We start from the raw sequence: 12,228 nt of genomic DNA, 5'->3' as shown, positions 1-12,228 counted from the left end.
TCGTTGCGTGGTTAATCGGGAGTACTAGGCGGTCTTGCGGCTCCGCTGCGGCCAAGCGGTGGTCACGTCCGCGCGGCGGGTGACCCCGTTGACGGTGACCGCGATCGTCGCCGTGCCGGGCCGGACGGCGGTGAGGCTGCCGGTTTCCGGGTCGAACCGCGCCACGTGCCACGGTTGCACGTCTGACTTCTGTCCTATGTGGACGTTGGAAGAACCGGTCCAGTCGGCGCTCACCGGGTACGCCACCGGCACCCGTCGAGGGCCCTGCACCACGGTCGCGGCGACCGTGCCGGGTGTGCCGACCCGCACGACGCCGGGCGCGGTCAGCACCAGGTCGTCCACGTGCGGCCGGATCTCCGCCGCGACCGGGTCCCGGCCCTGCGGGTCGACGCCGAGCGCGGTCCAGCCGGTGAAGCCGCCCTCGGGCGGTGCCGTGCCGGCGTTGCCGGTGACCAGGTGCGGCACGCCGTCGACCCGCGACGCGTGGAACACCCCGGCGTGCGCGGCGACGACCACCGCGCCTTTGCCGGTGGTGCGGCGGAAGTCGGCCAGCCACCCCTCCACGAGACCGGCCTCGCGCCGGTCGTCGAGCCGGCTGCGCCCGGTCGGGTCCGGGTCGCGCAGCGGGTGGTGCTGCACCACGACGACCGAGCCGACCGGGGCGTGGTCGCGCAGCGCGTCGCGCAGCACCGCGGCCTGGTCGACACCACCGCCCCGCACCGTCCCCGTCGACGTGTCGAGCAGCACGAACCGGGTGCCCCGGTGGTCGAAGACCCGGTGGGTGACGCCGAACTCGCGGCGGAACGCCTCGATCGTGCCCGGTCCCGCGATCTCGCGGTCGCCGGGCACGTAGCACCACGGCAGCTCCTCCCCCAGCTCCTCCCGGAGAACCCGGTGCGCCAGCGCGAGGTCCGGCGGTGCGGCCCCGGCCACGAAGTCACCGCCCACCACCAGGAAGTCGGGGTGCTGCGCCTTGATCTCGCGCAGGGTCCGGCGTGCGGCGCGCACCGGGTCGCCGTCCGGGTCCCCGGCCGAGAGGTGGGCGTCCGACACCACCGCGAACCGCCACTCGCGGTCGGCGAGCGCGCCGTCCCGCACCACGATCCGGTCCGCGACCCGGGGCGCGGCGGGGAGCTGCACGTCCGGCGGCACCTGCGCCACCACGTCGTCCACCAGCACCTCGCCGGCGTACTGCCGGTCCGCCTTCGTCTCGACGGCGCAGAACCGGCCGACCCGCAGCGGGAAGGCCAGGTCGGCGGGCACCGCGACCTCCAGGTACCGCCACCCGGTCCAGGTGACGTCGGGGCCGTAGAGCGATCTCGTGCGGCCGGCGTCGTCGGTCACGACGAACGCCGTCCCCTCGCCGAGCCCGCGCCCGTGCACCCACGCGCCCAGCGCCAACGGCCGCCCCTCGACCACGATCGGGCCGGGCGGGACCGCGCACGCCGTCCGGGTCGCCGTCGACCGGCCGAAGTCGTAGCCGAGCCGCAGACCCGCTCCGGTGTGCCCCTCGGCGACCGGCGTGACCGAGCCCGACCCGCGCGCGGAGTCGAACGCCCACGACGCGGCGTCCTCCAGGTCGGCGACGGTCTCCGCCGTGGAGCCCACCGTCACCGGCACCCGGACGGCGGTCCCGCGCACGCTCGCCGTCACGGTGGTCGTGCCCGGCTTGAGCGCGGTGACCCGCAGCGCGCCGTCCTCGCCGGGCACGACCTCGACCACCGAGCGGTCGTGGTCCAGCACGAGGTCGGTGGGCTCGACCGGCGCGGTGAAGCCGTCCGGGTCGTGGCCGACGACGCCGAACCCGCCGCTGCCGCCCTCCGGCAGGCTGAGCCGGGGCGTGGTGGCGGTCAGCCGCGACAGCGGCCCGAGCACGGTCAACGCCACCTCGCCCGACGTGCCGCCGCGCCGGGCGACGGCCTTCGCGGTGCCCGGCGCGAGGCCGTGGAACACGCCGTCCACGACCTGGCCGACGTCCGGGCGGGTGGAGTGCCAGGAGTGCGACCCGTCCCGCGCCGGGCCGTGGGTCTCGTCGTAGCCGTCGGCGACCAGCCGCCGGGTCAGCCCGGGGAAGACGCGCTCGGGGTGGCCGGCGTCGGCCCCCGGCGCGCGGCGCGGGTCGATCGCGGTCCGGGTCCAGAACCCGGCGAGCCGACCGCTGCCCTCCGGGGCGTGCAGCGCCAGCCCGTTGGGCACCGGGCGCTCGCCGCCGTCCGACGGCGTGTTCTCCACGGTCACGGACTGCGCACCGGGCGTGCGGGCGAGCAGCGTGGACGAGCCGCCGCCGTCGAAGTTGAGCGCGTTGTGCGCGCCCATCTCCCGCAGCACGGCCGCCAGGTCCTTCAAGCTGAGTCCGAGCAGGAACGGGTCCTGGCGGCCGTCCACGGTGAGCAGGAACACCTTGCGGCCGTCTGCGGAAAAGCCGACCGCCGTGCGCGGGTGCAGCGGGTCGTCGGACGCGACCACCACACCGTCCTTGAGCAGCAACTGCCCGCCGCCGACCGCCGCCGCGAGCGCGCTGCCGTCGTCGGCCACGGCGGTGTAGTCGACGGCGACCCGCTGCCCGGCGGCGAGCCCGGCCAGCCGGTCCGCGCCGGCCTCCCGGCCGACCAGGACCTGACCACCGACCGGGATCGGGTCGTCGCCGGCGGCCGGGCGCACCTCGGTGACGACGCCGGCGCGCACGACCACCTCGGTGACCTTCGCGGCACCGCGCACCGCGCGGGCGCGGCTGTAGGAGCCCCACACCGGGGTGAACACGCCGACCGCGTCCGCCTCGATGGCGGCGTTGTCGAGCTGCGCCACCGGGATCGTGCTCCCGTCCGGGAGGGTGACCCGGCCGTCGAAGAGCACGTCCATCACCCGCCCGATGCCGGCGGCGTCCACCCCGGCGGCCCGCCGGTGCCCGGCGCTGGGCGACTTGACCACCGTCCCGCCCTGCACGCCGACGCCCTCCGGGGCGTTGGAGTCGTCGATGTCGAAGAAGTCGCCGTTCACCGCCGCCACGGCGCGGGCGCGGTCCGCCTGCGCGGACAGCGGTTCGGCGGTGGTGACCCGGCCGGGGTGCAGGTAGTCGACCCGCGTGCCGGCGGTGAGGTCGACGGTCAGCGCGTCGCCCCGCACCCAGCCGCCCGCGTGACCGGGCTCGTACCAGTCGAACGAGGTCAGCTCCACGCCCGGCGCGACCGGCCGGGTGGTGCGGGAGGTCTCGATGCGGTGAGCGGGGTCCACGGCGGAGCGGGCCACGACGGGCACGAGCGCCGCGCCGACCGGCCCGGCGCGGACCGGTCCCCGCTGGGCCGGCCCCGGGACCGGCTCCGGGTGGGCGGCCGTGACCGGGGTCAGGGCGAGGACCAGTGCGGTCACGAGCGACCACGGACGTCCGGTCACGGGAACCCCCGCAGGTGGTGTCGACGGATCTCCCACCTTGGCAGGAGTCGCCCCGACCCGCCCTACGGCCCGGCGGCCCCCGTCCGGTAGGCGCCGGGGCTGTTGCCGGTCCACCGCTTGAACGCCCGGTGGAAGGCGCTGGCCTCGGAGAACCCCAGCCGCAGCGCCAGCTCCTCCACCGACTCGCCGCCGCGCACCAGGCTCGCCACCGCCTGGTCGCGCAGCAGTTGCTCCCGCACCTCGCGGAACGACGTCCCCTCGCCGGCGAGCTTGCGGCGCAGCGTCGGTGCGCTCACGCCCAGGCGCGCGGCCACGTTGTCCAGCCCGACCACGCCGCCGCCCAGCATCCGCCGCACCTGGCTGGACGAGTCCGCGCCGTAGTCGCGCCGGGACAGCAGCTCGGCCGGCGAGTTGCGCAGGAAGCGGCGCAGCGCGGCCTCGTCCTGCACCACCGGCATCCGCAGGAACCGGGTGTCGAACGCCAGCACCGTCTCCGCCGCGCCGAACCGCAGCGGACAGCCGAAGATCAGGTGGTACTCGGCGGCGTGCGGGGGTTCGGGGTAGGCCAGCTCCACGCCGCGCAGCGGGATGCGCCGACCGACCAGCCACGACGAGAACCGGTGCCACAGCACCAGCAGCGACTCCACCAGGAACCGGTCCGGGTCGTCCACGCCCTCGGCGGCCAGCGTGAACCGGGCCGTGCCGTCCCGCTCACCCAGCCGCATCGACGGCTGCACGTCGAACAGCGCGTAGAACGCCAGGCCACGCGTGAGCGCGTCCTCCAGGGAGGCGCAGTGCACGGCGAGCAGGCACATGGTCGGGAACGTGCCGCGCTTGCTGCGCTGCGGCCCGAAGCCCATGAACTCGTCGTCCAGCACGTCCCACAGGGTCTGCACGAGCTTGCTGTACTGGGCGGGGGTGACCCTCGCCCGGTCGTCGGCGAGCAGCGCCTCGGGGATGCCGGCTCGGGCGAGCAGCGCCGACACGTCTTGTCCCTGCCGGACGGCACCCCGCAGCGCGGCGGTGACGTAGTGGATGGCGATGGTCCTCGTGAGCATCGCTCACAGTGTGACAGGACCGGGTACCGAGCCACCCTCACATCGCCACTGCGGGACCGGCGCTGGCGGCCGGGTGCCGAGCACGGGGTGGCCGAGTGCGACGGCGGGGCGTGGGGAGAGAGAAGGTGCCCCGCCGCCGCACCCGTGGCCCACCCCAGTGAGCCGGCTCCTCGTCGATGGGGCATCCGCCCGCCCATCCACGAGGGACGATGTGGCGCTCACCACTTTATGTGGTCTAGACCAGATACGTCAATACGTCGAAGAGGCCATACCTGGCACAGACCAATGCGGGCCGTCGCGGAGCCGCCGCAGCCGTGTCACAGCCCGGCCGCAGCAGGGTCGCAGCGGTGCCACCAGGGCACCGCCGACACCCCGACCACCACGTCCCACCCGGACGACCACCCGAGCACCCGCCCCGCCGGTACCCCTCGCAACCGGCGAACCGGACAGCCGCCAGGGTCCCGGAAACGCCTGACGAAGTTCTGACGTCGCGCCGGCGTCGCGGGTTAGGGTCGGCAAGTGGGTGAACGGACAAGTCTCGCGGTGGTGGCCGCGCTGATGCTCGGCTGCGCGCTGTTCGGCCCGTTCCCGCTCCCGGTGCCGCTGCTGTTCGCCGTCGCCTCGGCGGGCGCGGTGAACGCGGCGTTCCCGCTGATGCGCACGTTCGGGTCGGCGCTGCTGGGCGGGGTCGCCGCAGCGGGGGTGGGGCTGGCGGCGGTGCCGTTCGTGACCTGCTCGACCGAGCGGTTCACCGACGTCTTCACCTGCACGGGTGACGCCCCGACGTGGCACCTGACCGGCGCGGTGCTGGTCGCCGGCCTGTCGGGGGCGGCGCTGGTGCTGGCCCGCGTGCTGGGCACGGCGGGCCTGGAACGCAGGCTCGCCGCGATCGAGCGGGCCGTGACCGAGCGGACCGTGACCGAGCGGGCCGTGACCGACGAGGAGCACCGGTGAGCTTGACCTGGGGGCAGGTTGCCGCGTGGCGGACCCGCGCGCACAGCCTGGACGTGCGCCGGCCCGCCGAGGACGCGCTGGACGTGGTGGCCGAGCTGTGCGGACTGCACGCGCAACTCATGTCGTCCGCCGACGCCACGCTGCGCGCGCGGGTCGACGGGTTGCCGCCCGACTTCGTGGACAACGCGCTCTGGACCGACCGGACGCTGGTCAAGACGTGGTCCATGCGCGGCACCCTGCACCTGCTGCCCGCGCGGGAGTACGCGCTGTGGCAGGCCGGTTTCGCCACCTACGGCCACTACCTCAAGCCGGTGTGGCTGCGGAACTTCCACATCACCGCCGAGGAGTTGCAGGCGCTGCTCGACGGCGTCTCCGACGCGCTGGAGGGCCGCGTGCTGACCCGCGCCGAGCTGGCCGACGAGGTGGCCCGGCGGACGTCGCCGCACATCGGCGAGAAGCTCCGGGAGAGCTGGGGCGCGTACCTCAAGCCCGCGTCGTTCCAGGGCCGGCTGGTCTTCGGCCCCGGTGACGGGCAGTTGGTGGCGTTCACCCGGCCGGACACCTGGATCGAGGTCGGCGAGCCGCCGTCCGACGCCGTGGAGCAGGTCGCGCTGCGGTTCTTCGGCCAGCAGGGCGTGGCGACGCGCGAGGAGTTCGCCCGGTGGTGGGGCGTGAAACCCCCGGACGGTGGCCGGGTGTTCAAGGCCCTGGGCGACCGGATCACGCCGGTCGACGTCGGCGGCGAGCCGTACTGGGCGCGGACCGACCTGGTCGCGGCGCTGCGCGAGGCCGAGCCGGTGGTCGGCGTGCGGCTGCTGCCCGCGTTCGACCAGTACGTCGTCGCGGCCACCCGGCACGCCGCGCACCTGCTCGACGGCGGCTCGCCCGAGCGGGTCTACCGGCCGCAGGGGTGGCTCAGCCCGGTGCTGCTGGTGGACGGCCGGATGGCGGGTGTCTGGTCGCAGGAGCGGAAAGGTCGGCGGACGACCGTGACCGTCGAGCCCTTCCGCTCGTTGACCGCAAAGGAGCGGAGAGCGGTGCTCGCGGAGGTCACCCGGACGGCGGAGTCGGCCGAGGTGGCCTGGGTCGGCTGAGACCAGTCGATCAAGCGGTACTGTTCTGCCGTTTGCCCCAGCGGAGCGACAGTCGGAGGTTGGCCGTGCGGGTGCTGTGGGCTGCCAGCGGCCTGGCCGTGGCGGCGTCGGCGCTGACCGGTGTGCTCGTCGGCGTCTACCTCGACGGCGTGGACGACAAGCAGAAGGCCGAGCCGCCGTCGTCCACCTGGATCACCACGCTGCCGTCCTCGACGTCGCCCCCGCCGGCGACGACGACCACCGCGCCGACCACGGACCCGGTGGTGGCCGTGCCGAGGTCGACGACGACCCCGCCGCCGGAGCGGACCACCACCCCGCCCCCGCCGCGCACCCAGGAGCCGACCACCGAGGCCCCTCCCCCACCGCCGTCCACGACGTCGGCGGCGAAGCGCACCGACTGGCCGTGCGGCCCCCTGAACCCGTTCCCGCCGCCGCACTGCGACGACTGAGCCCGCCGGCCGTGCGCGCGTCGACCCGAGCCCGCCGACGTTCCGCGCGCACTCCGCCCGATGATCCGTGAGAGCGCTCTCACATCGGGTCCGGCCGGTTAAGCTGCTCCGGTCAGGCTCGGTGTGGCGAGGAGTTGGTGCCCGTGTCCGTCCCATCGCACCCCCGCCCCCGGCCCACCCTGGAGGACGTGGCGGCGAAGGCCGGCGTCTCGCGCGCCACGGCGTCCCGCGTGCTCAACGCCTCGCCCCGGGTCAGCCCCGAGGCGCACGAGGCCGTGACGGCGGCGGTGCGGGCGCTGGGCTACCAGCCCAACCAGGCCGCGCGGGCGCTGGTGACCAGGCGGACCGGCGCGGTCGCGGTGGTCTTCTCCGAGCCCGAGCCGAAGATCTTCGACGACCCGCACTTCGCGTGGCTGATCCGGTCGGCGGCCCGGTCGCTGGCCGCCGCCGACGTGCAGATGGTGCTGCTGCTCGTGCACTCGCCGGAGGACCTGGCGCGGGCCGAGCGGTTCCTGGCGGGCGGGCACGTCGACGGCGCGCTGGTGTTCGCGCCGCACCGGGGCGACCACCTGCCGTCGGTGACCAGGAAGCTGCCGCTGCCGGTGGTCTACGCCGGGCGGCCGTGGGGTCCGCTGCGCGGGCTGCACCTGGTCGACCACGACAACGAGGGCGGCGGCGTGCTGGCGACCGAGCACCTCGTCTCGCTGGGGCGCAAGCGGATCGTGACGGTCACCGGACCGCTGGACGAGCACTCGGCGGTGGACCGGCTGGCGGGGTGGCGCTCCGCGACCGGCGCGTCGGACGAGGACGTGGCCCGGCTGACCGAGGACGGCGGCTTCACCCGCGAGGGCGGCCGGCGCGCGATGGCGGCGCTGCTGGAGCGGGTGCCGGACCTGGACGCGGTGTTCGTGGCCAGCGACCTGATGGCGGCCGGGGCGCTGGACGCGCTGCGCGACGCCGGCCGGCGCGTGCCGCAGGACGTGGCGGTGGTCGGCTTCGACGACCACCCGATGATCGCCCCGCACACGACGCCGCCGTTGACCAGCGTCCGGCAGGACACCGGCAACCAGGTCGAGCACATGGTCACCCACCTCGTGCGCCTGCTCCGCGAGGAGCCCATCCGCGCCCGCCGCGAGGTCCTGCCGACCGTCCTGGTCCCCCGCGACTCCGCGTGACGGCCACGTCCGCGCGGCAGGCCGTGCGACGGCGACCGTGGCGGGCCGGCGACGGGCCGGAAGGCCGTGCGGCGCGGCAGGCGGGCGGGGGTGCGGCGGGCGGGCGGCGGTGCGGCGGGCGGGCGGCGGTGCGGCGGGCGGGCGGCGGTGCGGCGGGCGGGGGTGGCTCGGCCCTCGCCCGAGCCACCCCGCATCGAGTAAGAGGGCGGCCGGCCGCCGCTATGACGCGCGGACCCAAGATTTCTTGTGACCCGCGACACGCGAGCGTCCCGCCCCGCGCCCGAAGACGCGGAACGGGCCACCCGGCCGCCGGTCAGGCGTCGGCCATCCCCGCGACCACCGAGGTGCGCGCCGCCCGGCGGGCGGGCAGGGCGGCGGCCAGCACGGCCGCGACCACGGCGGCGGCGAGCATCGCGCCGATCTGCCCGACCGGGACGGTGAAGGCCAGCGACACGGCGTCGGTCGACACGGCGGTGGTGATCACCCAGCCGAACGCGACGCCGAGCACCAGGCCGATCGCGGCACCCATGACGGCCATCAGGACCGACTCGACCACCAGCATCAGCCGCAGCTGGCCCCTGGTCAGCCCGAGCGCCCGCAGCAGCGCCGACTCCCGGGTGCGCTCCAGCACCGACAGCGTCAGCGTGTTGGCGATGCCGAACAGCGCGATCACCACGGCCAGGCCGATCAGCGCCCACACGAACGCCAGCACCTGGTCGAGCTGCTTGTTCAACTGCGCCTTGGTCTCCGCCGCCGAGTCGATCGCGGCCAGCGGCGAGGAGTCGGTGACCTTCTCGACGGCGGCGCGGCCGTCGACCGCGCCGGGCCTGAGCTTGATCAGGATGCTCTGGTAGCCGTCCTGCTCCGGGTCCATCCGCGCGGAGGTCTCCAGCGTCACCAGGCCGTCGCCCAGCCGCTGCCCGGACACCAGCGCGACGACCTTGAGCGCGTTCTCGCCGGCGTCGGTCTTGATCGTCGTGGTGGAGCCGACCGAGAGCCCCTGCATCTTGGCGTAGTCGGACTCCAGCGCGACGGTGCCCTCGCCGAGGTCGGCCAGCGAGCCGCTGTCGACGGTCGGCCGGAGCAGGTCGCCGAGCGCTTCCCGCGCCACGCCGGTGAAGTAGGCGTCCGGCCCGGTCACCGTGGTGGTGGGCGCGGCCTTCTCGACCTGCGGCACGGCGGCCAGCCGCTCGGCCAGCTCCACGGGCAGCGGGCGGCCGGGCACCGAGGACGTGATCGTGTAGTCGGCGGGCATCCGCTGGTCGACCTGCGCGTTGGCGGTCTCCTTGGCGCTGTTGGCGACCACCGTCACCAGCGCCACCACGGTGACGCCGATCATCAGCGCGGCGGTCGTCGCGGCGGTGCGCTTGGGGTTGCGCCCGGCGTTGGCGGAGGCCAGCTTCGCGGGCACCCCGAACAACGCCCGGGGCACCACGCCGAGCGCCCGGTTGATCGGTCCGACCAGCAGCGGACCGAGCACCAGCACGGCCGCCAGCAGCAGCATGGTGCCCGTGCCGCTGGTCAGCATCGCGGCCATCTCGTCGTCCATCCCCATGCCGAGCGCCACCGCGCCCGCACCGCCGACCGCCAGCAGGACGGCGAACAGCACGCGCAGCTTGCCGGTGCGCGTGACCTCCTCGTGGCTGTCGAGCTGGTTGCGCAGCGCGGCGACCGGCGCGACCCGGGTGGCCTTGCGGGCGGGCAGCACCGCAGCCAGCACGGTGACCAGCACGCCGACCCCGAACGCGGCGAGCACCGTGGTGACCGACAGCGGCAGCCGGACCGCCGTGGTCGCGCCGCTGTCGCCGAGACCGCTGATCACCTTCTGCAACAGCGCCGACGTGCCGAGCCCGCCGAGCAGGCCGATCACCGACGCGATCAGCCCCATGGCGAGCGCCTCGGCCAGCACGCCCCGGAACACCTGCTTGCGGCTCGCGCCGACGCAGCGCATCAGCGCCAGCTCACGGGTGCGCTGCGCGACCAGGATGGTGAACGTGTTGTAGATGACCATCGAGGCGACCACGAGCGCGATCACCGCGAACGCCAGCAGGAACGTGGTGAACTCGGCGGCCTGCGAGCTGATCTGCCTGAGCGTGGCCTCGGTGAGCTGCTCGCCGGTCTGGGTGGTGTACCCGGTGTCGCCGATGGCCTGGCGGACGTTGTCCGCGACCTGCTGCTGGGTGAACCCGTCGGCCGCGACCGCGACCACCTGGTAGGGCAGGCGGTCGGTGACGAACTGCTGGAACCCGGCCGAGGACAGCACGAGGTGGTCCAGGCCGGTCATGGACATCTCGCCGGCACCCTGCTTGTAGGTGCCGACCAGCGTGTACTCGCGCTCCTGCCCGTCCTCGTCCAGCAACGTGACCGACCGGCCCACGGTGAGCTTCGCCGTGGTCGCGGTCCGCACGTCCACCGCCACCTCGGTCGCGGTGGTCGGGTAGCGGCCGTCCGCGAGGTCGAACTCGCGCAGCTCCTCGACCGTGCCCAGCGGCACCGCGAGCGCGGACTTGGCCTTGCCGTTCGAGGCGACCAGCGGCACCGGGGTGTACTCGCGGGGGTCCGCGCCGGCGACGCCGGGCGTCCTGCGGATCTTCTCCAGGGTCTCGGGCGAGATGCCCTTGGTGTCACCGGAGGTGATGACCGAGATGTCGACGTTGCGGGCGCTCTTGGCGAAGTCGTCCCGCATCCCGTCGCTCATGGCGTCGCTCAGCACCAGCGTGCCGGTCACGAACGCCACGCCCAGCGCGATCGCCACCGACGACAGCACCAGGCGGGCGGTGCGGGCTTTGAGACCCGCGATGATCGTGCGCAGCATTCAGGTCACGCACCCAGGTGCTTCAGCGCGGAGAGCACGGAGTCGGACGTCGGCTGGTCGATCTCGCCGGCCAGCCGGCCGTCGGCCATGAGCACCACGCGGTCGGCGTAGGACGCGGCCACCGGGTCGTGCGTCACCATGATCACGGTCTGGCCGAGCTTGCGCACCGACATCCGCAGGAAGTCCAGCACCTCGGCGCCGGAGCGCGAGTCCAGGTTGCCGGTCGGCTCGTCGGCGAACACCACGTCCGGCTTGGCGACCAGCGCCCGCGCGCAGGCCACGCGCTGCTGCTGGCCACCGGACAGCTCGGTCGGCTTGTGCTTGAGCCGGTCCCGCAGCCCGAGCACGTCGACGATCGTGTCGAACCACTGCCGGTCCGGCTTGCGCCCCGCGAGCTCCAGCCCGAGCAGCACGTTGGCCTCGGCGGTCAGCGTCGGCAGGAGGTTGAACGCCTGGAACACGAACCCGATCCGGTCCCGGCGCAGCTTGGTGAGGTCCTTGTCCCCCAACGAGGTGATCTCCGTGCCACCGATGTGCACCGCGCCGCCGTCGACGTTGTCGAGGCCGGCCAGGCAGTGCATCATCGTGGACTTGCCGGAGCCGGAGGGCCCCATGATCGCGGTGAACTTCCCGGCTTCGAAGGAGACGCTGACGCCGTCCAGTGCCCGGACGGCGGTGTCGCCCTTGCCGTAGGTCTTCACCAGGTTCGCGGCAGCCACAGCGGTACGGGTTCCGACGTCGGACACCAGTGCGGACATGCTCCCTCATTCCCTCTGCTCAAGCGGACGGGGGAAACGTATGGGCGCGCGGTGTACACGGTCGTCACCTCGGCGACGGAACCCGACGTCAACCTGGGGGATGACCCCACCTAGTCCCGTGGGTTGTCGACCTCATCGCCCAGGTCTCGCACCTGGAGGGTTGGCCGCGCACCGTCGGCGCAACCCAGCTTCGACAAGCGTGCCAGCGAGGTCGTCGGTGATGTGTTGTGCAGGCGCGGACCCGCGCACCTGCCCGAGTACTGCACACTCCGCTCGTGCAGTGGACAGGGCCGCAGATAGCGGGAGACGAATGCGGTTGGACGTGGTTCCGGTGCGGTCGGCCGGTCACACGACAACCTGGCCTGCCTCCTCCGATGGCGATCTCAGATGGAAGCGGAGAATCGAGACCAAGCCTTACACCTCCGCGACACAAACTGCAAACGAGACCCGCAAAATTGCGGACAACCCGTCCCCGCATTCCGCACGACTGCGCGACACTCATCTGTCGGAGACCACGCGGCGCGATAGTGTAACC

Annotated in this window: 8 protein-coding genes; 4 read left to right on the top strand and 4 right to left on the bottom strand. The window is 74.1% G+C overall.

Translation table 11 applies throughout. From position 1 onward, the window contains the following. Positions 1-24 precede the first annotated feature (24 nt). Together AB0I60_RS29000 and AB0I60_RS28995 are read right to left on the bottom strand one after the other, a co-directional pair. Positions 25-3,366 carry a phosphodiester glycosidase family protein gene (locus AB0I60_RS29000; protein ID WP_360735171.1) on the bottom strand — a complete coding sequence of 1,114 codons (3,342 nt, stop codon included), beginning with the start codon at positions 3,364-3,366 and terminating at the stop codon, positions 25-27. Positions 3,367-3,452: 86 nt separating this feature from the next. Further along, complete coding sequence (locus AB0I60_RS28995; RefSeq protein ID WP_360735169.1) at positions 3,453-4,448, bottom strand: AraC family transcriptional regulator; 996 nt, start codon at positions 4,446-4,448, stop codon at positions 3,453-3,455. Positions 4,449-4,967: 519 nt separating this feature from the next. Here AB0I60_RS28995 and AB0I60_RS28990 point away from each other — a divergent pair. The 4 genes from AB0I60_RS28990 (at position 4,968) to AB0I60_RS28975 (ending at position 8,120) form a co-directional block, all read left to right on the top strand. Continuing rightward, on the top strand, positions 4,968-5,402 hold the full coding sequence (locus AB0I60_RS28990; protein WP_360735167.1) for a hypothetical protein: 435 nt from the start codon (positions 4,968-4,970) through the stop codon (positions 5,400-5,402). Continuing rightward, positions 5,399-6,496, top strand: a complete 1,098-nt coding sequence (locus tag AB0I60_RS28985; RefSeq protein WP_360735165.1) for a winged helix DNA-binding domain-containing protein — start codon at positions 5,399-5,401, stop codon at positions 6,494-6,496. The genes AB0I60_RS28990 and AB0I60_RS28985 overlap by 4 nt, the downstream gene beginning before the upstream one ends. Before the next feature lie 59 nt (positions 6,497-6,555). Then, positions 6,556-6,945 (top strand): hypothetical protein, encoded by a 390-nt coding sequence (locus tag AB0I60_RS28980; RefSeq protein ID WP_360735163.1) that lies wholly within the window; start codon positions 6,556-6,558, stop codon positions 6,943-6,945. 143 nt (positions 6,946-7,088) lie between these two features. Next, positions 7,089-8,120: a LacI family DNA-binding transcriptional regulator gene (locus tag AB0I60_RS28975; protein ID WP_360735161.1), complete on the top strand. Its 1,032-nt coding sequence runs from the start codon at positions 7,089-7,091 to the stop codon at positions 8,118-8,120. 313 nt (positions 8,121-8,433) lie between these two features. On the opposite strand, the gene AB0I60_RS28970 is transcribed toward AB0I60_RS28975, so the two are convergent. Continuing rightward, positions 8,434-10,935 (bottom strand): FtsX-like permease family protein, encoded by a 2,502-nt coding sequence (locus tag AB0I60_RS28970; RefSeq protein WP_360735159.1) that lies wholly within the window; start codon positions 10,933-10,935, stop codon positions 8,434-8,436. A gap of 5 nt (positions 10,936-10,940) precedes the next feature. After that, on the bottom strand, positions 10,941-11,693 hold the full coding sequence (locus AB0I60_RS28965) for an ABC transporter ATP-binding protein (protein ID WP_360735157.1): 753 nt from the start codon (positions 11,691-11,693) through the stop codon (positions 10,941-10,943). Positions 11,694-12,228 lie beyond the last annotated feature (535 nt).

Origin of the sequence: Actinosynnema sp. NPDC050436 (assembly GCF_040655415.1) — a bacterium.
In the GTDB taxonomy this organism is placed as follows: Bacteria; Actinomycetota; Actinomycetes; order Mycobacteriales; family Pseudonocardiaceae; genus Actinosynnema.
The sequence above is the reverse complement of the archived record's forward strand: the minus strand, read 5'-3'. Positions and strand labels throughout refer to the sequence as shown.

Bases quoted from the DNA above. Each gene is read 5' to 3' on its own strand.
- AB0I60_RS28970 (WP_360735159.1), bottom strand. From the start codon at position 10,935: ATGCTGCGCACGATCATCGCGGGTCTCAAAGCCCGCACCGCCCGCCTG.
- AB0I60_RS28965 (WP_360735157.1), bottom strand. From the start codon at position 11,693: ATGTCCGCACTGGTGTCCGACGTCGGAACCCGTACCGCTGTGGCTGCC.
- AB0I60_RS28995 (WP_360735169.1), bottom strand. From the start codon at position 4,448: ATGCTCACGAGGACCATCGCCATCCACTACGTCACCGCCGCGCTGCGG.